This window comes from Amycolatopsis sp. A133 (assembly GCF_031082405.1).
In the GTDB taxonomy this organism is placed as follows: Bacteria; Actinomycetota; Actinomycetes; order Mycobacteriales; family Pseudonocardiaceae; genus Amycolatopsis.
On the sequence record NZ_JAVHJU010000059.1, the window covers coordinates 120,123 to 141,493 of the forward strand.

18 protein-coding genes and 1 pseudogene are annotated in these 21,371 nt (G+C 68.7%); 8 read left to right on the forward strand and 11 right to left on the reverse strand.

Annotated features, from left to right (window positions below):
- Positions 1-300 precede the first annotated feature (300 nt).
- On the reverse strand, positions 301-1,272 hold the full coding sequence (locus Q5425_RS35680; RefSeq protein ID WP_308676783.1) for a LysR family transcriptional regulator: 972 nt from the start codon (positions 1,270-1,272) through the stop codon (positions 301-303).
- 31 nt (positions 1,273-1,303) lie between these two features.
- Between Q5425_RS35680 and Q5425_RS35685 the strand changes: the two genes are divergently transcribed.
- Entirely contained in the window at positions 1,304-2,527 is a 1,224-nt protein-coding gene (locus tag Q5425_RS35685; RefSeq protein ID WP_308676856.1) for an NAD(P)-binding domain-containing protein, read from the forward strand.
- A 387-nt stretch (positions 2,528-2,914) separates the two neighbouring features.
- Positions 2,915-3,505 (forward strand): annotated as a pseudogene (locus Q5425_RS35690) (FAD-dependent monooxygenase); the annotation flags it as partial.
- An 854-nt stretch (positions 3,506-4,359) separates the two neighbouring features.
- Here the strand turns inward: Q5425_RS35690 and Q5425_RS35695 are convergent.
- The 3 genes from Q5425_RS35695 to Q5425_RS35705 all read right to left on the reverse strand — a co-directional run bounded on the left by Q5425_RS35695 (position 4,360) and on the right by Q5425_RS35705 (position 6,767).
- A complete protein-coding gene (locus Q5425_RS35695; protein WP_308676785.1) occupies positions 4,360-4,752 on the reverse strand; it encodes a hypothetical protein in 393 nt (130 codons plus the stop codon).
- Between the two features lie 186 nt (positions 4,753-4,938).
- Positions 4,939-6,087, reverse strand: a complete 1,149-nt coding sequence (locus tag Q5425_RS35700) for an ATP-binding protein (protein ID WP_308676786.1) — start codon at positions 6,085-6,087, stop codon at positions 4,939-4,941.
- Positions 6,088-6,104: 17 nt separating this feature from the next.
- Complete coding sequence (locus Q5425_RS35705) at positions 6,105-6,767, reverse strand: response regulator transcription factor (RefSeq protein ID WP_308676788.1); 663 nt, start codon at positions 6,765-6,767, stop codon at positions 6,105-6,107.
- 110 nt (positions 6,768-6,877) lie between these two features.
- Here Q5425_RS35705 and Q5425_RS35710 point away from each other — a divergent pair, with 110 nt between their 5' ends.
- From Q5425_RS35710 to Q5425_RS35725, 4 genes are read left to right on the forward strand one after another with little or no spacing between them, the layout of a single operon-like run.
- Positions 6,878-7,366 carry a hypothetical protein gene (locus Q5425_RS35710; protein WP_308676789.1) on the forward strand — a complete coding sequence of 163 codons (489 nt, stop codon included), beginning with the start codon at positions 6,878-6,880 and terminating at the stop codon, positions 7,364-7,366.
- Positions 7,367-7,370: 4 nt separating this feature from the next.
- Complete coding sequence (locus Q5425_RS35715) at positions 7,371-8,459, forward strand: peptidoglycan-binding protein (RefSeq protein WP_308676790.1); 1,089 nt, start codon at positions 7,371-7,373, stop codon at positions 8,457-8,459.
- Positions 8,456-9,148 carry an ABC transporter ATP-binding protein gene (locus Q5425_RS35720; RefSeq protein ID WP_308676791.1) on the forward strand — a complete coding sequence of 231 codons (693 nt, stop codon included), beginning with the start codon at positions 8,456-8,458 and terminating at the stop codon, positions 9,146-9,148. Before Q5425_RS35715 ends, Q5425_RS35720 begins: the two co-directional genes overlap by 4 nt.
- Before the next feature lie 5 nt (positions 9,149-9,153).
- A complete protein-coding gene (locus Q5425_RS35725) occupies positions 9,154-10,365 on the forward strand; it encodes an ABC transporter permease (protein ID WP_308676857.1) in 1,212 nt (403 codons plus the stop codon).
- Positions 10,366-10,510: 145 nt separating this feature from the next.
- Here Q5425_RS35725 and Q5425_RS35730 read toward each other — a convergent pair whose 3' ends face one another.
- From Q5425_RS35730 to Q5425_RS35745, 4 genes are all read right to left on the reverse strand, one after another.
- Positions 10,511-11,812 carry an MFS transporter gene (locus tag Q5425_RS35730; RefSeq protein WP_308676792.1) on the reverse strand — a complete coding sequence of 434 codons (1,302 nt, stop codon included), beginning with the start codon at positions 11,810-11,812 and terminating at the stop codon, positions 10,511-10,513.
- Entirely contained in the window at positions 11,809-12,417 is a 609-nt protein-coding gene (locus Q5425_RS35735; RefSeq protein WP_308676793.1) for a DUF5825 family protein, read from the reverse strand. The genes Q5425_RS35730 and Q5425_RS35735 overlap by 4 nt, the downstream gene beginning before the upstream one ends.
- A gap of 1 nt (position 12,418) precedes the next feature.
- Entirely contained in the window at positions 12,419-14,251 is a 1,833-nt protein-coding gene (locus Q5425_RS35740) for a RiPP maturation radical SAM C-methyltransferase (RefSeq protein WP_308676794.1), read from the reverse strand.
- A gap of 1,119 nt (positions 14,252-15,370) precedes the next feature.
- On the reverse strand, positions 15,371-15,943 hold the full coding sequence (locus Q5425_RS35745) for a TetR/AcrR family transcriptional regulator (RefSeq protein ID WP_308676795.1): 573 nt from the start codon (positions 15,941-15,943) through the stop codon (positions 15,371-15,373).
- Positions 15,944-16,045: 102 nt separating this feature from the next.
- Between Q5425_RS35745 and Q5425_RS35750 the strand changes: the two genes are divergently transcribed.
- Both Q5425_RS35750 and Q5425_RS35755 read left to right on the forward strand, forming a co-directional pair.
- Positions 16,046-16,963: a zinc-binding dehydrogenase gene (locus tag Q5425_RS35750; RefSeq protein WP_308676858.1), complete on the forward strand. Its 918-nt coding sequence runs from the start codon at positions 16,046-16,048 to the stop codon at positions 16,961-16,963.
- Positions 16,964-17,779: 816 nt separating this feature from the next.
- Positions 17,780-18,163, forward strand: coding sequence for a nuclear transport factor 2 family protein (locus Q5425_RS35755; RefSeq protein WP_308676796.1), 384 nt, complete (start codon positions 17,780-17,782; stop codon positions 18,161-18,163).
- 52 nt (positions 18,164-18,215) lie between these two features.
- Here the strand turns inward: Q5425_RS35755 and Q5425_RS35760 are convergent, their stop codons facing one another.
- The 3 genes from Q5425_RS35760 to Q5425_RS35770 form a co-directional block, all read right to left on the reverse strand.
- Complete coding sequence (locus Q5425_RS35760) at positions 18,216-19,187, reverse strand: LysR family transcriptional regulator (RefSeq protein WP_308676797.1); 972 nt, start codon at positions 19,185-19,187, stop codon at positions 18,216-18,218.
- Between the two features lie 377 nt (positions 19,188-19,564).
- Positions 19,565-19,774, reverse strand: coding sequence for a hypothetical protein (locus Q5425_RS35765; protein WP_308676798.1), 210 nt, complete (start codon positions 19,772-19,774; stop codon positions 19,565-19,567).
- A 142-nt stretch (positions 19,775-19,916) separates the two neighbouring features.
- Positions 19,917-21,356, reverse strand: coding sequence for a hypothetical protein (locus Q5425_RS35770; protein WP_308676799.1), 1,440 nt, complete (start codon positions 21,354-21,356; stop codon positions 19,917-19,919).
- Positions 21,357-21,371: the final 15 nt, after the last annotated feature.

Genomic DNA, 21,371 nt, shown 5'->3' on the forward strand with positions numbered 1-21,371 from the left:
GCATCCAGTGCAAGGAATTTACCGGTCATGCTGTCGGCGTCGGACAGCAATCAGGGCACTTCGACGCCGGGCCGCTGTTCGCCGGCTTCGGAGGTCATGACGCGCAGGATGTTCCGGTCTGGGCGGCGCCGAGACAGATGCATTCCCTGGTGCTGTCTTGGGTGCCATCTGCGAGCGCGGCTGGATAGGCGGTGCTGGCCGCGGTGGCCGCGTCACCCCGGAAGGTGGTGATGCTGGACATGGTGTCCGGCGCATCCTTGAGTAGTCCGGACGATTCGGCGATTGTGACGACTCGATTCTTCACCCCATCGGTGGGGTGGAAGTGGCGGTTCGTGCCGGGCGTGGCACCTCGCGACAGATTTCCGCGGCGGCTCCCCGCAGGGCCGCTACAAACGCTTCGGATGCGGAAGACGGGAGGCGGCCCTTGGCGGTCGCCGCGTACACCGCTCGTGCCGGTGCTTCCTCGTCGAGCACGGCCAGCAACACAATGTCGGGACGCACGGACGTGGCAGCCAGTGCGGGCACAAGAGTGACCCCTAAGCCAGCGGCGACGTAGCCTTGCTTGGCCAGCCATTCGGCGACCACGTGGGTGACGCGCGGCCGGAACCCCTGCCGGACGGCCGCCTCGAGCAGGGTGCCCTCGAGCCGGGCGGAACCCGAGATCCAGTCGTCTTCGGCGAGTTCGCCGAGCCGTACGGTAGCCCGTTCCGCGAGCCGGTGCCTGGTGGGCACTGCGACGTACAGCGCTTCGTCGAGCAGGTGGTGGAGGTCGTACGACTCCAACGGCGCGCGTCTCGTGGTCGAGACGACCGCCAGGTCGAGGTGGCCGGCGGTGAGCCGGTCCAGGAGATTGGGCGTGAAGCCTTCTTCGCGGAACAGCCGGACTCCGGGGCGACCGGCGCGGAATGTGGCCAGCGCCTGCGGCACCAGCGCCGCGTCGGCGGTGGCGAACGCGCCGAACCGCAGCCGGCCGCCGGCCACGTCACGCAACGCCGCCAGTTCGCGGGCGGCACCGTGCAGGGTGTCGGTGACGATCTCCGCGTGCGGAACCAGAGCGCGTCCCTGCTCGCTGAGCCGCACTCCCCGCGGCAGCCGGTCGAACAGCGGCGCGCCGCCCAACGCCGACTCCAAGGACGAGATCTGGCGGGACACCGCCGACTGCGTCCAGCCCAAGGTCCGTGCGGCGGAGGTGAACGAGCCCTGACGGGCGACCTCCAGGAACACACGGAGCCAGACGGTGGACAGCTCGGGACCGTCATGCGCAGTAGGCATGGGAACCATGCTATACATTTGCTTGTCGCATGTGGAGCGGATGCCTACCGTCGAAGTCATGGAGCACATTGCTTTTCTGGGTCTGGGGCGAATGGGCGCTCTCATGGCCCGCCGCCTGCTCACCACAGGCCATCCTCTGACGGTGTGGAACCGCACCGCTGACAAAGTCACCCCACTCGTCGAAGCCGGGGCCGCGAAGGCCACTTCGCCCGCGGAGGCCGTGCGTGAAGCGGACATCGTCATCACGATGCTCGCCGATCCGGACGCGCTCGCCGCTGTAGCCGACGTCATCGCGGATCACCTCCCCGCGGGCAGCCACTGGATCGAGATGTCGACGGTCGGCCCGGACGCGGTGCACCAGCTCGCGGAACGGATCGACCGGTCCGTCACCCTGGTCGACGCGCCCGTAATGGGCAGTAGTGACAAGGCCGCGACCGGGGGACTGCGCATCCTCGCCGGCGGCGAAGTCGGAGGTGTCGAGCACGTCCTCACCCGGTTGGGCACCATTTCGCGAACGGGCCCGCTGGGCACGGGCGCCGCGCTCAAGCTCGTCGTCAACTCCGCCGTCCTCGGCGGGGTCGCCGTGATCGCCGAAGCGATGCGGCTCGCCGACGCGTTCGGACTGCCTGAAGACGTCGCCCGCAGCGCACTCGCCACCGGCCCGCTGGCCGGTGCCGCTGCGCGCGCCTTCGCCGAGGGACTGCACTTCGCAACCCCCCTCGCGGTGAAGGACCTCGACCTGGCCGCCGACGCCGTCCACCTGCCAGTCCTCGAAACCGTATCCGGCCAGTACCGCCGGTTCGCCGGCACTGGCGACATCGCCGAAGCCGCCACTCGCATCCGTTTCGCTGAAGGGAAACCCGTGAAGATCACCATCGACAGCCCGGCTTCCGCGCCCCAGCCGCTCAATCCGTTGTACTCCCAAGTCGCGCGAGTCGAGCAAGCCGACGGCAGCGCGCTGTTGTTCCTCTCCGGTCAGATCGCCGAGGGCGACACGCTCGCCGAGCAGACGCGGGGCATCTTCGAAGCACTGCAGGCCCTGCTGAAGGCGCACGGTGCCACCCTCGCCGACGTTGTCAACATCCGCACCTACCTCACCGACATCGGCAAGGTGCGGGAGTACGGTGCCGTGCGCCGGGAGTTCCTCACCGGAACCCCGCCCACCAGCATGACCTTCGAGGTGTCGAAGCTCTTCCGGCCCGAAGCACTGGTCGAGGTGGAGGTCGTCGCGGTGACCGGCCCACGCACGAGGTGAACCACGGAGGAGTGCCCGCCCGGCGAGCAGGGCGCGGCGCTCCTTCCCCGGCCGTGGCATACACGCGGCGCGTAGGCGGAGCCGAGCTCTGGGTAACCCGCACGACTTGCGCGCAGCATGACCGAAACATCTGCCCGAGACGCACTGGCGGTGATCCGCGCGGGGCGACCGGGCCGCACCATCGCGATCGTGCGCCGACACTCCGGTGGGGCTCGCGCTCGGCCTTCCGCTGGTCGCGGAGCACGGTGTTCGCGGCGAACGTGCTGGCCTGGCCGCGCCGGTCACCCGGGAAACGCCGGAGGTCGGCACCGAAGTGCCATTGCGGACAGGTAACGGGTCACCGGTATGACCGCAGCCAGGCGGTAGAGCGAGAACGCCGAGCAGGCGCTCACCTACCGGAAGAGCAGGGTGCTGCCGTCCGGCGATGCTGCGTACAGGCATCCGCCGATCGGAGGTCGAGGCCGCAACCTGGGTTTGCAAGACGCGATGAAGCTGGGTCGGAAGCCCGGCCTGGTGGCCTGCGGACTGCCGCCGGAGTGTCTCTTGGACACTTATCCGGCTGAACGGCATCCCGTCGGCGAACCAGTACTGCGCAACCGTCGTGCGCAGGTGGCGCTGAAGTGGCGTGGTCTGCAGGCGGCGGTCATGCGGATGGCCTTTTCGAGGTGCTGGCCGTCCCCGCTCTCAACCGCTACTTCATCGCGATGGTCGACGGTGCCGACCTGCCGGGCCCCGCCCCGGGCATCCGTGACCTCACCGCCGTGCCACTGCGGCGGGGGTGCCTTCTCGACCTGGCCGGATCGGCCGGAGATCCGTTCCGCGGCAGCGGGCTGCTCCGGCTGGGTACAGACCACCGCTGGATCCGTTGCAACGCACGGCGACCCGGCCGGTCTGCTCATCCGTCCCGAAGCTGCGGCGCCTGGGCGTCCGCGGCAGCTGACCTGGCGGGCTTGCCCCAGGCGCTCGCGTCGTCCATAGGGCAGGCAGTGCGCCTTTGTAACCCACGGGCGGGCCGGCCCACCGCCCCGGGACGTACTTCCCGGCGTCGGCCCGGACGTCGGGGTTGCGTTGCCGGAGATAAGGGCACAGATGCAGCTGATCGCCCGGTACGAGGGGACGCCGCCCAGCTGCGGCTGGTTCGGACACCGGCACCGGCGGCAGTACCGTGCCCGCAGGCAGACCGGGACGCCGGGCGCGGTCCAGGCGAACACCCTGGACGCAGCGCGACAGATGGCACCGGCCGGGCCATGCAGGGCCTGGCCGACGTCGAAGGAGGAGCCGAACGCGGCATGGAGCGTCGTCGGGAGCTCGGCTGAGTCGCCCGCCGCCCACCGGCGGAAGACAGCGTCGGCGCGGCTGTGTGCCACGCGGCCCGCAGCCGCCGCAGGGTCGAGCTGGTCCGGTCAAGCCCGTCCGAAGCGGAAAGGGCCTCTTGGAGGGAACGCCGAGCCGAGGCCGAGCGGCCGGGGAAGAGCAGGCGGAAAGCGCGCGGGGCGAGATCGCTCCGGATTCGGCGGACAGCCGCAACTCGGCGGCGGCGCGGTCAGCCGGCGCCGCTCGCCATGCTCGGTCCAGTTCGCGCCCGCACGGGGTTGGCCGGGCGGCTGCGTGCGGAACTGGGCACCCGATCCGCTGCGGCGCCGGCGGACGAGCAGGCGGTCAGTAGTTTGCGTAGTGAATGACCCCGGTGGCGCCGAGTTTGCGGTTGCGCAGGCTGTGCGCCACCGAACGGGCGAAGAATCGCGCGGCGCGTGAGCGCGGAAATTGCTTGCTGAACGACAGATCCCGCGACTCTTGTCACGCTGCTCATCGCCCGATGCTCGCCGAAGTGGTCAGAAGCTGACCTGGCCGCAAGCGCGCCCGACCGAATTCACTCCGCCGTTCACGTGGGACCATCCTTCGACGCAGATCACGGACCCGTTGGGCAGGTTCCGGTTGACGGGAAGCGTGTAGCTGTTCGGGTACCCCCAGCTCTGGGTGACGGTGTTGCGATCCAGGCCACCGCCGTAGATGTGGAAATGGCCGTAAAATCGGCTGTTGGAAGTGAGCGACGCGCGGACCGACTTCACGTTGAGGCCGCTGCCGTCGATGCGGATGCACACGAGGTTGTTGCAGCCCGACATCCCGGCGTATGCGGGGGTGGCCAACGTGGCCGACGCGGTCGCGGCCATGCCGACCGCAGCCAGGCCGGTCACTACCCGGCCGACGGTGTTGCGTACAGACATTTCGAAACCCTTCAAGGCGCCCAGTCGTGCTGGCCGCCGACTGGTCCGGCGCAGCAGACAAACGATCAATTACTCGTGCACCCTTTCACAGATTTCCGGGCCGCCACAACGGCTACTTGATACGCATTGCGCAGGAACGATAAACGGTACTGCATGGATGTTGCTGTCGTCCGGTTCGTCGGCTGCTCACTTTGCCGCGAGAACCGCGAAACGGGCGGTGACGACCAGGCCGCCGTCGACGCGAGGTTCGGCGGAGACCGTACCCCCGTGGGCCCGGGTGATCGAGCGGACGATGGCAAGACCCAGCCCCGCACCGTCCCCCAGCCCGCGGCCGCCGCCGCGCTGGAAGGGTTCGAAGAGCGAGTCGACAGTATCGACCGGGACCGGGGGGCCGGAGTTGGCGATCACCACGCGTCCGTCCGAATGGGTCTGCACCGACACCCAGCCACCGCTGTGGTTGTAGCTCAAAGCATTGCGCAACAGGTTCTCGACCAACTGCGTCAGGAGTCCCTCATCGCCCATGACCACCAGCGGGTCGATCCGCACCTGGATCCGCGTGCCGGGCGGTGCGGCCGCTGGAGGAAGCGCGGTGTATTGCCCGGCCAGCCGGGTTGCGGTTGCGGCCATGTCGACAGGGTGACGCACGTCCAATCCGTGATCGCTGCGCGCCAGCAGGAGCAGGCCGTCGAGCAGGTTTTCGAGGCGGCGGTTGGCGGCCAGCAGGTCGGCGCGGACGTCGGCCAGGTCGGCGGGCCCGGGAGCGGCGAGGCGGACCTGGATTGTGGCGCGCTCCACCGCCAAGGGGGTGCGCAGCTCGTGCGAAGCGTTGGCAACGAAGCGACGTTGGCTGGTGAAGGACCGCTCCAGGCGTTCGAGCATGTCGTCGAACGTGTCGGCAAGCCTGCGCAGTTCGTCGGGAGGCCCCGGCAAGGCGATCCGCTCGTGGATGTTGTGAACGGACATGCTGCGAGCCTGTTCGGTGATGGCGTGCAGGGGACGCAGGACGCGGCCCGCCACCCACCAGCCGACCGCGCATGCGAACACCACGATGGCGCCGATGGCCAGGCTGGACGCCAGAAACAGCTGCCGCAGCGCCTCGTCCCGCAGTTGCCCGGCCAGCTCGTTGATTTGCCCCGGGCTCAACGGAGCCGCGGTCGCGAGTGAGCTGCCCTTGGGCACCACCGCCACGTTCTTCTGGTGTTCGGTGCCGACGGCGTCGCGCAGGATGACTCCAGCGTGGCCGGCGAGCGTCTGGCCGGAAAGCAGGAAGACCAGTCCGATCAGGACCACGCCGGAGAGCAGGCACAGCGCACCGTAGACCAGGGTGAGCCGCATGCGGATACGGTAGCGGGTCAGCCGCTGCCGAGCCGGTAACCGACTCCCTGCACCGTCTCGATCAACGGAGGATCGCCGAGTCTCGCTCGCAGCCTGCTCATGGTAATGCGTACCGCGTTCGTCAACGGGTCGGCGTTCTCGTCCCACACGTTCTCCAGCAGATCTTCGGCGCTGACCACTTGCCCAGCGCGGCTCATCAGCACTTCCAGCACGGCGAACTCCTTCCGCGACAGGCGTAAGAAGCGGCCACCTCGACTCGCTTGATGCCGCAGGGGGTCCAGTTCAAGGTCGATGTAGCGCAGTACCGGGGACAGCCGCCGACCGGCACGACGTCCCAGTGCGCGCACCCTGGCCAGCAACTCGTCGAAATCGAACGGCTTGGCCAGGTAGTCGTCAGCGCCCAGGGCCAGGCCGTCGACCAGATCCCGTTTGCTCGAGGCCGCAGTGAGCATCAAGATCCTGGTGTCGAGTCCGTCGGCGATGATGCGTTCGCACACCTGGTCGCCATGCACCCCCGGCAGGTCCCGGTCGAGCACCACCACCCCGTACTCGTTGACCGCCAGGCGCTCCAGTGCCTCGTCGCCCGTCAGCGCGACATCGACAGCCAGCGCGTTGCGGCGCAGGCCTTCCGCCAGCACAGCGGCCAGCGTCGCTTCGTCCTCGACGACGAGCACGCGCATGGACGACCCCCCGTTCTGCGTCGGCGCGACCCTAGCGCCTCGGATGTTTCACCGGCATATCGCCGCGGCGTTACGGTCCGGATAGCGGGTACGGACTAGAACTCGTCACCGTGAAGCCCAACACCATGACCACACCGCGGCGCCGGGCACTCGGCACGCTTGTCCTCAGCTTGGTCCTGGCCACGGCGGCCTGCTCGGAAGCCGATGCGCCGGGCGGTGCTCCGAGCACGGGCCCGGTCGCTGCCGACGGACCGGTGAAGTTCACCCAATGCCTGCGCGAGCGGGGCATCACCGTGGCAGATCCGCCGCCCGGCGCGCTGACCGTGCAGCTGCCGCCCGAGGCCAAGACCGATCCGGCAACTCGCGACGCGGTCGCTCAGTGCGGCCACCTGCTCGACACCGGCAGCGGGAAGAACCCCGCCGACCCCGCCGCGCACGACAAGGCCGTCCAGCTCGCCGGTTGCCTGCGGGCGCACGGCTTGGACATCGCCGACCCGGCCCCCGGCGAGCCGCTACGGCTCACCATCGACGCCAAGGATCCGGCCGCCATGCAGGCAGTGCAGGGCTGCCGAGACCAAGCACAGCGCAATGGCGGGTGAGAGGATGCCGCGGCAGTGGTGCACGGTGGTCGGGATCGTGGCGGTCCTTGTGCTGGCCGGGGGAGCGGCGCTGTGGTTGCGCCCGGCTCCCGCGGCCGAGAGCGCCGATGTGGGCGCGGCTCCTCCGACGGCCGCGGTCACCAGGACCGACCTGGCCGAACGGACGCGTCGGGAGGGGACTCTCGGCTACGACGGGAATTTTTCCGTACCTGGCGGTACGGGAGCGAGCCGGGTCACCTGGTTGCCCGCCGTCGGCGCAGTCGTCGCTCGCGGTGCCCGCGTGTTCTCGGTGGACAACCGGCCGATTCCGCTGCTGATTGGCGACACTCCACTGTGGCGTGAGCTGTCCGCGGGTGTGTCCGACGGTCCGGATGTCCGGCTGCTGCGGCAGAATCTCCACGACCTCGGGGTGGCGCCGAGATTGGACACCGCGAGCGAGCACTTCAGTGAAGCGCTGGGTGACGCGCTGGGCATCTGGCAGCGCGCGCTCGGCGTCGACGACACCGAACGGCTGGTACCGGCCGACGTGGTGACCGCTCCGGGAGAGCTGCGGGTGGTCGAGGTGCGCGCGGTGCTCGGAGCGCCGGCGCCCCCGGTGGTGTTGGTGGCGTCCGGCACGACGCGCGTTGTCACCGTCGACCTCCCCGTGGGCGACCAGACCTTGGCCACGGTGGGCGCGCCCGTGAGCGTGCTGCTTCCCACTGGTCCGAGCACGATCGGTCGCGTGCTTTCGGTCGGTGCCGTGGCGACCGCGACCGAAGCGCCGGAGTCCCAGGACGACCGGCGGGTGTCGGCGACAGTGCCTGTGCGGGTCACGCTCGACCGTCCCCAGGACGCCGGCGTCCTGGACCAGGCGCCGGTCTCGGTCGAGTTCACCAGCGCGGTGCACCGGCAGGTACTGGCTGTACCGGTCGTGGCATTGCTGGCGCTGCGGGACGGTGGCTACGCCGTGGACGTGGTCGAAGGAGGTCAGGGCTCGTCCTGGTCGCGCAAGCGGATACCGGTGGAGGTGGGATTCTTCGCCACCGGGCTAGTCGAGGTCCGCGGCGGTGGCCTGGCCGAAGGTGCTCGAGTGGAGGTGCCGGGACGGTGACCGCGGCGATCAGCTTGGAACGGGTGAGCAAGGTCTATCCCGGTGGGGTGTGCGCACTGGACGAGGTTGACTTGACCGTGGAACAGGGCGAACTAGTCGCGGTCGTAGGGCCTTCCGGGTCGGGCAAGTCGACGCTGCTGCAGCTGATCGGTACCCTCGACGTGCCCACCAGCGGGACGGTGCGGCTGCTCGGACACGACGTGTCCGGACTGAGCGACTCTCTCCTGTCCGCCGCGCGAGCGCGTTGGATCGGCTTCGTGTTCCAGCAGTTCTTCCTCAGCGGGACGCTGTCTGCAGTGGACAACGTGGCCACCGGCCTGCTCTACACCGGTGCCGGCCGGCGAGCGCGGAAGGAACGCGCGGCGGAAATGCTGCACCAGGTGGGGCTCGGCCACCGGCTCGACCACCGGCCCGCCCGGATGTCCGGCGGGGAAAGACAGCGGGTGGCCATCGCCCGCGCGCTGGTCGCCGGGCCGCGGGTGGTGCTCGCCGATGAGCCGACCGGCAATCTCGACACCGCCTCCGGGGCGGTCGTGTTGGATCTGCTGCGTGAGCTGCAGCGGGCGGGCACCACGGTCGTGGTCATCACCCACGACACCGAGGTGGCCGACCGGTTGCCGCGTCGCATCCGGGTGCGCGACGGCCGGGTCGTGGCCGACCGGCCGACGCCCCGCGGGGGCACTCGGTGAGCGCTTTGCCGGACACGCCGGTACCTCCGCTGCCCGAGGCCTCCCGGATCGCGGTGCCGGACCTGGTGCGGGAGAGCGCATCCGGCGTGCGTGGCAGGCCGGGCCGTGCGGTGCTTTCCTTACTCGGCGTCGCCATCGGGGTGACCGCTTTGGTCTGCGTGCTCGGCATCAGCGCAGCGGCACAGGCGGGACTGCTGGCGAAGATCAGCGGACTGGGGACCAACCTGCTGACCGTCTCACCCGGACGGGACCTGTTCGGCACGCAGACCGAGCTTCCCGAAGAGGCCGTGGCCATGGTCGGGCGCATCCCCGGTGTGCAGTCGGTGACGGCGGTCGGGGCGGTGGGTGAGCAGTCGGTGCGCCGCACCGACCGGATCGCTCCGGCCGAAACCGGCGGTATCGCAGTGCTCGCCACTCGGCTGGATCTGCTGCCCACGCTGGGTGGAGCCGTGGCCTCGGGGACTTTTCTCACCGAGGCCACGGCTGCCTACCCGGCTGTGGTGCTGGGATCGGTGGCTGCCGAGCGGCTGGGCGTCCGGACGCCGGGCGAAATGGTCTACTTGGGACAGCGTTGGTTCACCGTGGTGGGTCTGCTGGCGCCGTTGCCGCTGGCGCCGGAAATCGACCGGGCCGCGTTGGTCGGGTGGCCGGTCGCGGTCGCGGATCTCGGTTTCTCCGGGCGGCCGACCACAGTCTACGAGCGCTCCACCGACGCCAGCGTCACCGATGTGCGAGCGCTCCTGGCGGCCACCGCCAATCCGCGGAGACCCGAGACCGTAGCGGTGAGCAGGCCATCGGACGCATTGTCGGCTCAGCTGGCCGCGGAGACCGCTTTCAACGGGTTGTTCCTCGGCCTGGGCGCAGTGGCTCTGCTCGTGGGCGGGATCGGGGTGGCCAACACCATGGTCGTCTCGATACTCGAGCGGCGTGGGGAAATCGGCTTGCGCCGGTCGTTGGGAGCCACGCGCGGGCACGTACGAGCCCAGTTCCTGGTCGAGGCCGCGGTCCTCTCCGGAACAGGTGGCCTGCTCGGTACGGCGCTGGGCGTGCCCGTGTGCCTCGGCTACGCGCTGATCCGAGACCTGCCACCCACCTTGCCGTGGGCTGGGATCGGCGTGGGCCTGGCGGCAGCCGTGGGCACCGGGTTGGTGGCCGGCCTGTACCCAGCCGCGCGCGCCGCGCGGCTCAGCCCGTCTCAGGCGCTGGCCCTTGGATGAGCCATCGGGACGGTGCGGACGAGGTTGCGTGCCGGGTCGAGTGCGGTGCGTAACCGGGTCACGTGTGGGCGTCCGGCCTTGGACCGCTCGACCGGCGGCGAAGGTCCCACCGCCGGTCGAACAAGGACGACAGGACACGAAAGGTTCACGGCGAATCGGCCCGTTCGCTCGGGACCGCCCCTTCCGCGGCCGGCCCCGCGCGACTTGTGCGGTTGCCGGAACCATCGGTGTGGACCCGCACGCTGGACGGGCCGGGGTTCAGGCCGGGACCGAAGCGGCGCAGTGCCAGACCGGCCACACCGGCCAGAACCAGCTGCAGCACCCCGGACACGACGTACACGGCGGCGGTCTCCGAGGTCGCCTTCGCGATCAGGCCGCCGGCCAGTGCGCCGAGCGGGATAACGCCGAACACGACCGTCCGCCATGCGCCAAGCACGCGACCCAGGTACCGCTCGGGAACCGCGGTGTGCCGGACGGTGGCCGACACGACGTTCACCGCCATCACCGGAACCCCGAACATGCCGTACACGACCGAGGCCAGCACCGGGTCGTGGGTCATGCCCATGGCGGTGAAACAGGCGCCCGCGGCGAGCAGCCCACCGGTCAACGCCGCCCTGCGTCCCCACCGCGCGATGAGCTTCGGCGCGAGCGCGGCACCGGCCAGACCGCCGATTCCGCCGACGGCGCCGAACAGGCCGAACGCCGATTCGCTCAGCCGCAGGTGCTCCAGTGCGTAGAGCACGAGCTGGGCGAGGGCGAGCTCGTACACCACGCTGGCCGCCCCGATGAGGAGGATCAGCCGCAGCAGCAGCGGGCTGTCGCGGATCCAGCGCAACCCTTCGCGCAGTTCGGAGAGCACGGTCTGGGGAGGCGCCCCTCCAGGAGCGGGCGGGCGGCCTGCCTTGACCCCCAGCAGCAACACCGCGGCTACCGCGAAGCCGGCGGAGTTCAGCAGCAGGGGGAGTGCCGCGAACACGGCGAAGGTGAGGCTGCCGGCCGGTCCGCCGGCGAAGTTCTGTCCGAGCGTCTCGGCGGATTGCAACTTGCTGTTCGCGTGGTCGAGCCGCCCGTCCTGCACCACCGCGGGAACGAGGGCGTTGCTCGCCGTGTCTGCCACTGTCTCCGCGGCGCCGAGCAGCACGGCGGTGAGGTATACCGTCCACATCCCGGCCGCGCCGGCCGCCACCAGCACCGCGAGCCCGCCGATGAGCAACGCGCGGGCCGCGTTGGCCGCGGCGGCGGCCCTGCTGCGGTTCACCCGATCGAGCAGGACGCCCGCCGGCAGGGCACATACCAGCCACGGGAGGAACTGCGCGGCCGACAGGCCGGCGATGAGAGCCGGGTCGCGAGTGAGGGTCGTGGCCAGGAGCGGCAGTGCGACCTTCCCGATTCCGTCGCCGAGGTTGGCAAGGGCGTGGGCTGACAGCAGAAGCCCGAACCGGCTCACACGGGATCACCGTTCGGCACGCCGGTGTGTCGTGTGACGGGCCACCGGCGTGGCCGGCAGGGCAGCAGCACCGCATCGTGCGGACCAGTGCGCACCGCGAGGTCGGCGGCGGCCAACGACGCGAACAGAGTGGTGTCGGCCTTCCCGTCGTCCGCCAGGGCGGTGAACGCGGGCACCCATTCGCCCGGGACAGTGATCGAAGACCGGTGCCCTCCGGGGCGCAGATCGGTGATCGACACGAACCCCGGACCGAACCGGTAGGTGCACAGCCCGGCCTGGTGCTCCCGGCGCCATGAGGTGACCGCGGCGTCGGCTGACGGACGGGGCGGCGGCAGGTGGACGACCTGGCGCACCGAGAACGGCAGCCGCCCGGAGAGTGCCCAGCCGACCGGCAGGAGGTGACCGGCAGCGACGGAGAGCAGCCGCAGCAGCATGGCGTCTCGGCGGGCGTCGGGGCCGAACCGGATCGGCTCGGCCAGGGCCAGCGACTGACCGGCGGCGACAGCGCGGGGCACGCGGTCCAACACCGTGTCACCGGACAGTTCGCCGAGCTCGACGATCGCCGTGGGCGGCCAGCCCGGGTGGAGGTCCAGTACGCGCACCACGTCACCCCACCCGGGTACGGTGGTCGACGTCGCCGGGCGTGGTGACCGCCATGCCGGGGTCGGTGGCGAGGGCGAGCCAGGTGTGCCCGTCGGTGAACACGAGCCCGTGCGCGACCAGTTCGGCCAGGAACGCCTCGACGTCCTCTTCGGACCACGGGATGCCGGCCTCGGCGAGCCTGTGGACCAGCGCTCCCACGGTCCGCCCGTGCGCCAGTTCCGTCCACACACGAATCTCCCGTGCGGACTCCAGTACGTAGTCCTGGTGCGGGCGGCGGGCGCGCCGGTCGCGGACCACCACCACACCGGCCACTGCGCGGGCGACGAGACTGCTGTCCGGGTACAGCTCGGTCCACGTCCGATGCCAGGCGTGCAGACCGGCCGCTTGTTCTTCGGTGAGCCCGCGAGGAGGTGTCTCGAACGTGTAGGCCAGCTCGGCGAGCACGTCTGCCGGTCTGTCGTACACGTGGTGGAGGAACTCCGGTGCGGTGCGCTCGGCGAAGCCCAGCTCCGGCCGGTCGAAGTTGGGGGAGAAGCGGTGCAGCTCGACGCGGGCGACCGCGCTGGGCGGCTGCAGGTGAACGAGTGCGGGCAGCTGCTCGATCAGCGACCGGTAGGTGACCTCCGACTCGCCGGGAAATCCGTAGAGCCAGTTCCAGGCGACCGTGATCCCGGCACCTTCCCCGTCCCGCAACGTCCGCACGTTGTGTACCGACCGCACCCCCTTGTCCATAGTGGAGAGTACGTCGTTCGCGAGTGACTCGATGCCGGGCTGGATGTTCCACACCTGCCCGGCGCGCAAGGTTCGGATTTGGTCGGTGGTCAGGTTCGCCTTCACCTCGTAGTGCAGCTTGAGGTCCAGACCGCGGTCTTCGATTGCCGGCAGAACCGTACTGAGGTAGGAGGTGGGCAGGATGTTGTCGATGGTGGTCACGTCCAATACGCGGTGCCGGGCGACGAGGCCGGTGAGCTCACCGAGGAAGACGTCGGGCGACTTGGCCCGGAACGACATGGTCGCGCTGTTCAGTCCGCAGAAAGTGCAGTGGTGCTTTTCGCCCCACCAGCATCCGCGTGAGGACTCGAGCGTCAGTTCCGGAAAGAGGTGCTCATGCACCGCACTGGCGTCGAGGGCGGCGAACCAGTCATCGTAGTCGGGCCGGTGCATGGCCTTCGGCGTGACCGGTGGTCCCGGTTCGTTGACGTGCTGCTTTCCGTCTTCGTCACGCCAGCACAGGCCGGGTACACCGGCCGGATCGCCACCGGCCAGGGCCCGGAGCAGCAGGGGAAAACTCACGTCACCCTCGCCGCGCAGCACCAGGTCCACCCAAGGGTATTCGCGATGCAGCGCGACACCCATCGCGCCTTCGCAGTTGTAGCCGCCGAGTACGACCGTCAGATCCGGGCGCAGCTGCTTCAGCCGCCTCGCGACCGCAAGACTCGGCACGTTCTGCGAGAACGTGCTCGAAAATCCGACCAGCTCAGGATCCTCCGCCAAGATGTCCTGGGCAGCGCGTTCGATGAACGGCTCCGCCAACGCACGGATCGCGCCTGCGGTGCGCATCGGGACACCCATGCGTGCGGCGAAGTCCAGCATGCCGGACCATCCGAAAGCCGGGCCGTTCAGCACGCCCGCGAACGTCCATTCGCCAATCGCGTACTGGAAGCCGGCGTCCGCGATCGCGTCGAAATCGGCCACGGACAGCCCGGCTTCCAGCATCTGCTCGGCGAACGCCAACGTCCCGTGGTAGGTGTGCGGTACGGGCAGCCCGTCGGCGGCGCACGCCGCTCGGAGCACCCCGAGCGCGAGCGACGGCCGGTTCAGGGAGTGCCACGGCATCGAAACCAAGCAGGTACGTGGCGTGCGCGCGGTGGTCACCGGCCGGCGGTGCCGTTCCCGGCCGACCGGTCCAGGCTCGCGGTGGCCATGCCCGCCACGGTGTTGCTCCGGTTCCTGGTCACCCTCGTCCCCCGGCTGACCGGCCTGGCCTGCACGGACATCGTCCTTGTTTCCAGCGGATCCGACATATCCAATCCTCTCTGTCGTGAGCTGCCCCGAGCCTGGCAGAGGGTGGTTTCACTTCGGCTTCACCGGTCGGGCCCGTCGGGTGGCTTTCTGCCGCTGCGGTCGTTCGATGTACAAGCGGCTATCGATCTGCGCGGATCGGCATGGCGGATCTTCTTGACTCGCGCTTCATCCGTTGCTGAACTGCCGAAGACCGGGGACGGTCGAAGGGGCATCCACTACGAGCAGAGGAGGCGGCTTGAAGAACCGCGAGTACTGAAGCTCAGGCCGCAGAAGTTCGAGGTACACCACGATACGGTGAGGTAGCTTCACCGGTCCTCCCTCGCGGAGCGGCGCCGAATGCGGCGCCGCTCCGCTTTGCCGTCGGTACGTTCCGGCGTGCGCAGCCGGAAGGGCGAAGTCACCACGACGGCGGGTCTGCAGTCTATTGTGGACCGTTCCGCAACGCCCGCCCGAGCCGAGGCCGCCGGACAACGGCCTGGTGGCCTCGGCGGCCGGCGCGGCCCGGCCACCGTCGCCGGCTCGACGACGAGGCGGTCGTTCCCGGCAGCGTCAGCCCCTGGCCACCCGGAACCGCGCCGATCGCGCGGAACGCCGCTGCGCGGACCTCCGGCGACGCCGGCAAGGTGGGCACCAGGAAAACGAGCAGCTGAAGCAGCAGCCGTTCCCGGTGTTCCGCGGTTGGCGGGCCCGCCCTCGTCCGCTCGTCACTGTGCTTCGGTGTTTCCACAATCCAGTCCCACAACGCCAGGGTTCGGCGGGGCAGTGGGCTGGGCTGTTCCCCGCCGGCATCTGGTACTCCGGGAACACGCCCCGCACGAGCACTTCACGACAAGATAGGCAAGTTTCCCAAGGGGCTCACCCGCTGCGCCCGCCGGCGCGACACCAGCCCGGACCCGCACGTTTTGGCGTGCCCTGCCTGCTCTGTGGCCGCTACTTGTCGAGCAGTGCTGTGGCCATGTGCTGGATGGAACGGGTGAAGCGTCGGGGGTCGTCAGGACGTGTCGTCTTGCGAACCAGGTCACCGTCGAAGACGGCGAGCACGGCGTGAGCGAGGAAGTCGGTGTCGAGATCGGGGCGTTCTTCGGAGAGGAGCGTGCTGAGATGGCGGTGCCAGAACTGGTAGCTGGGGTCGGCGTACTTGTCCTCGGCACACGCTTGCTCATGTGCCGACAGCAGGACGGCGTTGCCTTCGGCGATTGCGCCCAATCGATCGAGGAAGGCGAGCAGTCGCTCCCGAGCGGACGCTCCCGGCCCCAGCGGCGCCGGGCCGTTGTCGATCGCGTCACGCAGCTCGCGAGACCTTTCCTCCAACAGTGCCTGCAATAGTCCGGCACGGTTGCCGAAGCGGCGGAACACGGTACCCTTCCCGACCCCGGCGAGGGCGGCGACGCGATCGAGGGACACGTGCTCACCACCGCCTTCGGCCAGAAGCTGTTCGGTCGCGTGAAGCACGGCACGGCGGTTGCGGGCCGCGTCAGCCCGTTCGGCACGCTGCTGAACCATCGGCATCCCCGGTTAGACGGACTTACGGTCCGCATATGCTACCGTGCATCAAGCGGACCAACGGTCCGGTTAAAGCTTGTGGTGGAGGAGTCGTTGAAGGACATGCGCGCGATCGTCGTCGATCCCGATGTGCCGGGGGCGCTGCGTCTCGGCCGGGTTGCCGAGCCCCAGGCCGCCCCCAACCAGGTGGTGCTCGAGGTGCGGCACATCTCGCTCAACCGCGGTGAGGTCGCCTTCGCCGGTCGGCGTCCGGCCGGAACGGTGCATGGCTACGACGCCGCCGGTGTCGTGGTACGCGCGGCGGCGGACGGCACTGGGCCGGCTGTGGGCACCAACGTGGCGGCGTTCGGCGTCGGCGCATGGGCCCAGCAGATGGCCGTGGAAACCACCGCGGTGGCCGAGGTGCCCGTCCAGGTCGATCTCGCCGATGCCGCCGCGGTGCCGATGGCTGGGCTTACGGCTCTGCGCACATTGCGCACCCGGTCCATCCTGGGCCGGCGGGTACTGGTCACCGGCGCGGCCGGTGGGGTGGGCCGTTACGCGGTCCAACTGGCGGCCTTGGGCGGCGCACACGTCATCGCCTCGATCGGGTCCACCCCCCGTGCCGCCGGCTTGACCGAACTCGGCGCCCACGAGGTGGTGGTCGGGCTGAAGGGTGTTGATCGGCCGGTCGACCTCATCATCGACAACGTGGGCGGACCGCAACTGGCCGCCGCCTGGGAGTTGCTCGCGCCGGGTGGGGGTGTGCAGAACGTCGGCTGGGCGTCCGACGAGCCCGCGGTGTTTGAGCCGTACTCGCTGTTCTTCATCGGTCCGGCCAAGACGATGAGCACGTTCGGCGACATCCGCGAGGTGGGGCCCGACCTGGCCACCCTGCTGGATTTCCTGGCGGCGGGAAAGCTGTCCCCGGAGGTCGCCTGGCGTGGCTCGTGGGAACGCGTTACCGAGGCCGCCCAAGCACTGCTGGACCGGCGCATCGCCGGCAAGGCTGTGCTGGACGTGGAACCGGCGACCCGCTGACACTCCCGCCACTTGCCCGTTGCCTGCTGCGGCGTGACTCTCGTTGGGCGCAGCCGAGGATGTTTGGACCTCGACCAGGCGGAGGATGGGAGTTGACCGCCGCTGTGTCGTGGCTGGTCCTGCCCGAACGGTTGCGTGCCGTTGGCGTCGAGGAAGGCCGAAGCGGGCAAGGTCGGCGTGCAGGGTGCCGATGCTGTAGCCGGCGTTGCCGACGAAGCTGAGCAACGACGGTTTCAGCCGGCTGCGGCCTTGGGATAGCCGGTCGGCGATGAACATGAGCAGTTCGACGAGTTCGGCGGCGTCGCCCGCATCGAGGTGGCCCTGGTCGTCGCACACGAACTCGATGCGCCCACCGGCCGGGTCGACACGACCCGCGGGTGCCCCCGCCCGGCGCACTCACTCGGTCGAGGCGTCCTGGGCAACGTCGGGACCGACGTGCTGGAACAGCACGTCGATGGGAGCTGGCCCAGCGCGCCGTGCGCGTGGGCCGGCGCGCAGGCGGTCCGGTGGCCGTTGCCGCGGCGTACGGCGCCGGCGGCGATCAGGGTTGCCAGGCGGGCACAGGCCCGAGGTCGGTGCTGCCGCGGTCTTACTCCGGCACCGCCACCACGGATACGCCACCGATGAATAGTCACGACAGCCTTGCTCGGAAAATTTTCATGCCTAATGGTTTATGGGTAGGCTCGAAGAGATGATAGATAGGTTCTTGCAGTGTGACTTGCGATCTGGAAAGGTTTGCCGGACCGCAAAGGCGCCAGATTTATTTTCAGTGCGGCGATGAGGGCTGACGCTCGCTGAGGCAGGAGGTATCCAAGGATGAATCACGTGGCGGCGCAGCAGTTCGTCAACAGCTGGCTGCAAGCCTGGAACACCCATGATTTGGACGAAATCCTTTCCCATTTTACCGAAGAAGTTACCTTTCGATCACCGATGGCGGTTCGGTTGCTCGACAGCAGTGATGGCGTGGTGCGCGGCAAGACCGCATTGCGGGAGTATTGGGCCGAGGGGCTGCGCAGAATGCCGGAACTGCACTTCGAGCTGATGGGCACGTACATCGGTGTCGACTCTTTGGTGATCAATTATAAGAATGAACGAGGCGGACTCGTCAACGAGGTGCTCATCTTCAAGGGCTCGCTTGTGGTAGAAGGCTACGGGACCTATCTTGGGGTGGATGCTGCTCCGGCTTCGGGTCTCTCCTGAGTGGTGTGTTCACTGAGGCCACCGGTCCGACGCGACGATCGCAGCGATCGCACTATGGCCTCTGTCGCCCGGTGGCATTGTGGCTGACTGTCGGTAGGGAGGCCCGTATCGGCCACGCGTCTTCGGCTGCTTGACGGATTGCCTTGACGACGGGCCGGTTCTCCGCCGTGATGTGCCAGGCCAGTGCCGAAGTGCACGGAGGCAAATCGCTCACCGCGACGTACGCGACGCCGGGACGGGGGAAGAACTGCCGTGCCGCTGCGGGCTGGAAGCTGATGGCCCCTCCTCTCGCGATTTCGGCGAACAGGGCTTCCATGTCCCTCACCATCGGCCCGTAGGTGACGGGAACGCCGCTGGGGCGCGGATCCGCGGCCCAGAAGTCGCGCCAGGCCTGCGGAGACTCGGGCGGGAAGGAGATCATCACGCGATCGTCCAGTTCAGCAAGGGTGACGCGGTCACGGCCGGCCAGTGGATCGCCGGCCGGCAGGCAAACCACCCTGGGTTCGGTCTGCAGGTGGTGAGTCTTGACTTCGTCGGGTGCAGGCGGACGGCAGAACACCGCGTCGACCTCGCCCGTGGTCAGGCTGCGAAACTGGGCACCCAGGTCGAGGAGCCTGATGTCGAGTTCGAGCGCCGGGTGCCGTTGCCGCAGGGCTTCGAGCACGACGGTGGTGTGCTCCATCGCCGCTTCGGCGCCGACGGTCCCGATTATCAACTTGCCCGTCAGGCCGCGTGAGTAATTGTCGGCTATCCGACGGAGTCTGGTGGCTGCTCGCACCACCGCGAGGGCGTCGGGCAGCAGCGCCGACCCGGCGGGGGTGATCGCAGCGGATCGGCTGGTCCGGGCGATTACCTCGACCCCCAGACGCCGTTCCAGTGCGCCGAGCTGGCGGCTCAAGGCAGGTTGACTCATGTAGAGCCGAGTCGCGGCTCGACCGAAGTGCAGCTCTTCTGCGAGCACGAGGAACGCTCGTAGTTGGTGGATGGTGGGAGCTGACGGCCAGTCTTCTTCAACGTATGTCATCGAAGCGCCCTTACGCACAGTGTTCGTTGTGTCGCTGTGACCTGGATTGATAGATCATTCTAGCGACTCTACCGCGTTTGCGCAGCTCAGGGCTGAGGGTCCAGCTGGCGAACATCACGAGTAGAGGGGACAGGGATATCGCGCACGCGGGACCTCACCGGTGTTGGCGGCCGGATCCGCCCCGCCGCGACCTGGAGTTTCCGGCCGCGTTGGCTATGGAGTGTGGCAGTGAGTGACTTCATCCTGCCTTCACCTGTACGGCCGCCGGCTTCCCCCGGAGGGGTGGCGGGCGAGGCCAACGGGTAGCGGTCGCAGTCACGGCGAACCGACGGGCAACGCGGTAGGTCGCGGCCCACTACTTTGCGCGAGCGCCGACGTCAGAGATCCGGCTCGGAGGAAAACGTGGCTTCGCCGCGTTCGCCTGTGTGCTGCGGCGCTATCGCGAGCATGCTCATCGCGTCGGCTGCGTACCCGGAGCCGGCGCCCTTCTGAAGCATGGCGAGCGCCACCCGCAGGTCGATGGCTGGCTGGAAGTGATCGCGCGCGCGGTCGCTGGAGCGGAAAGCCCGGCGGCCCGAGAAGTTCACAACCGACGCAAACCCGCTGCGACTGCAGCGTCCGGGTTGCGTCGGCCTCGTCGTGCCGGTGGTAGGTGGGTGAAATTGGGTGAGCAGCCCAGCTGCCGGTTCCCTCGTCCGCTTTTGCGGACCAGGGAACCGGCAGCCGGGTTCAGCCAACCAGGACCAAACGGTCGTTGTTCTGGATGTGTTTGACGTCGCCGCCCCCGGCCATCGGCCGCCACGTCGCGTCCAATCCGTCCTTCAGCAGGAAGTTGCCGTCGAGCACTGCACCGATATTGGCTCCTTCCAGCTGCCACTCGCTTGCCCGGCCCGCGGGATTCAATGTGTGCCATCCAGCGTCGCGTTCGTCCTTGGCCAAAATGACACCAGCACCATTGCTGAACGCGATCCGGGCGCCCTCCAGCTGGATGTGTTTGACGTCGCCGCCAGCCGCCATCGACCGCCACGTGTCGTCCAGATCTTCCTTCAGCCAAAAGCTGCCGTCGAGGATCGCGCCGATCCGTCGACCCTCGAGCACCCACTGAGAAGCGTGACCCGCCGGATTCAACGTGTGCCAATTACCGTAAACTTCGTCCTTCGCGAAGACCACGCCGGCACTGTTGCTGAACGCCATGCGGCCGCCGTCCAGCTGGATCTGCTTGACGTCGCCCCCGGTGGCCATGGGACGCCACAGTTCATCGAGGTTTTCCTTGACGAAGAAGTTTCCGTCGAGGATTGCGCCGACCCGGTTGCCCTCGAGGATCCATTGGGCTGCTCGTCCGTCGGGGTTCAACACGTGCCAGTCGCCGTCCATCTGATCCTTTGCGAAGATGATCCCGGCGCTGTTGCTGAACGCGATGCGGCCTCCGCTCAATGCGATCTGCTTGACGTCGTGGCCGCCAGCCATCGTGTGCCATGTGTCGAACAAACCGTTTTTCAGGAGGAAATCTCCGTCGATGATGGCACCGATCCTGTCGCCGTCCAGCACCCACTGCGACGCCATGGTTCCCGGATTCAACGACTGCCAGATCCCATCCCGCTCGTCCTTCGCGAAAATAGTCCCGGCCGTGTTGCTGAACCCGTACCGCGTCACCTTTGTGTACTGTGGCGGTACCGAATTCGCTACCTCGCTGAGTAAGGACGTCGCTTTCACCTGGGCGTCGTTGTAGCGGCCGCGAAGGTCCGTCCGTGGACGCTGAACGTCAGCGGCGATGTCGCCGGCCCGGTAGGTCGGGTGCGTCCGTTCGACGTTCATGGCGGCTTGGAAGTACCGCGTGGCGGCGTGGTTGACGTCTGTAATCTCGGCGGGTGTGCCCCACCCTTGGCTGGGACGCTGCTGGAAGACGCCGAGGGAGTCGGCGTCTCCGCACATAAGGTTGTTGAGGTGGGACTCGACCCATCCGGTTTCGAATCCGGACAGCATGACTCGTTGCGAGACCCCGAGCCCGACGCCGACCTGGTGGACAGCACGGCTGACGTTCAGATCCCGGTCAGCCGGAACCGCGCAGGCAACGGCAGCGGGGACTGCGCTCGCGAGCGGGGTGGCGGTGAGGACACCACCCGCGACCAAGGCGACAGCTGCGACGGTCTTGTTCAAAGGGAACAACACGAAATTCTCCTTGAA

Excerpts from the sequence above, each read along its gene's own strand:
- Q5425_RS35680 (WP_308676783.1), bottom strand. The coding sequence starts at position 1,272 with ATGCCTACTGCGCATGACGGTCCCGAGCTGTCCACCGTCTGGCTCCGT.
- Q5425_RS35695 (WP_308676785.1), bottom strand. The coding sequence starts at position 4,752 with ATGTCTGTACGCAACACCGTCGGCCGGGTAGTGACCGGCCTGGCTGCG.
- Q5425_RS35700 (WP_308676786.1), bottom strand. The coding sequence starts at position 6,087 with ATGCGGCTCACCCTGGTCTACGGTGCGCTGTGCCTGCTCTCCGGCGTG.
- Q5425_RS35705 (WP_308676788.1), bottom strand. The coding sequence starts at position 6,767 with ATGCGCGTGCTCGTCGTCGAGGACGAAGCGACGCTGGCCGCTGTGCTG.
- Q5425_RS35715 (WP_308676790.1), top strand. The coding sequence starts at position 7,371 with ATGCCGCGGCAGTGGTGCACGGTGGTCGGGATCGTGGCGGTCCTTGTG.
- Q5425_RS35740 (WP_308676794.1), bottom strand. The coding sequence starts at position 14,251 with ATGCCGTGGCACTCCCTGAACCGGCCGTCGCTCGCGCTCGGGGTGCTC.
- Q5425_RS35745 (WP_308676795.1), bottom strand. The coding sequence starts at position 15,943 with ATGGTTCAGCAGCGTGCCGAACGGGCTGACGCGGCCCGCAACCGCCGT.
- Q5425_RS35750 (WP_308676858.1), top strand. The coding sequence starts at position 16,046 with ATGCGCGCGATCGTCGTCGATCCCGATGTGCCGGGGGCGCTGCGTCTC.
- Q5425_RS35755 (WP_308676796.1), top strand. The coding sequence starts at position 17,780 with ATGAATCACGTGGCGGCGCAGCAGTTCGTCAACAGCTGGCTGCAAGCC.
- Q5425_RS35760 (WP_308676797.1), bottom strand. The coding sequence starts at position 19,187 with ATGACATACGTTGAAGAAGACTGGCCGTCAGCTCCCACCATCCACCAA.